Annotated in this window: 1 protein-coding gene; it reads left to right on the top strand. The window is 46.3% G+C overall.

All coding sequences use genetic code 11. The annotated features are described in order from the left end of the window. Positions 1 to 109: 109 nt before the first annotated feature. Positions 110 to 389, top strand: a 280-nt coding sequence (locus tag D7X96_RS41965) for a DUF4283 domain-containing protein (RefSeq protein ID WP_158626694.1), incomplete at its 3' end; no start/stop codon positions are given.

Genomic DNA, 389 nt, shown 5'->3' with positions numbered 1-389 from the left:
AATTAAGACAGAGAGCCATAGGAGGGAAGTGTTTTGGAATGAATCTATTAAGGGAATGGGTAGACCGGCGAATTCTCACAGGAAATATGCGTCTATCCGGGGATACTTCATGGCGAATGTTGACTCAGAACAAGATCGCTATAGAGTATTGGAGCACCCGGCCTGGTTTATGGTAAACTCAGGGTTAACCATACAGCTATGGGATATAAACTTTGATCCCCGACAGGAATTACCTACTGACTTTCCGGTTTGGGTCAAACTTAAATTCCTGCCCATCTTTGGCAGCCAGAGTACTTCCGGGAGGAAGTTTCTTGAAGATCGCAGAAGAAGCGGGAAAACATGGCTTGTGCAATGTGTCGAGTTGGACATTCAGGATGCACTGCCAGAGG

The organism is Corallococcus interemptor (assembly GCF_003668875.1).
GTDB lineage: Bacteria > Myxococcota > Myxococcia > Myxococcales > Myxococcaceae > Corallococcus > Corallococcus interemptor.
Note: the sequence above shows the minus strand (reverse complement) of the source record. Positions and strands in the feature narration are given on the sequence as shown.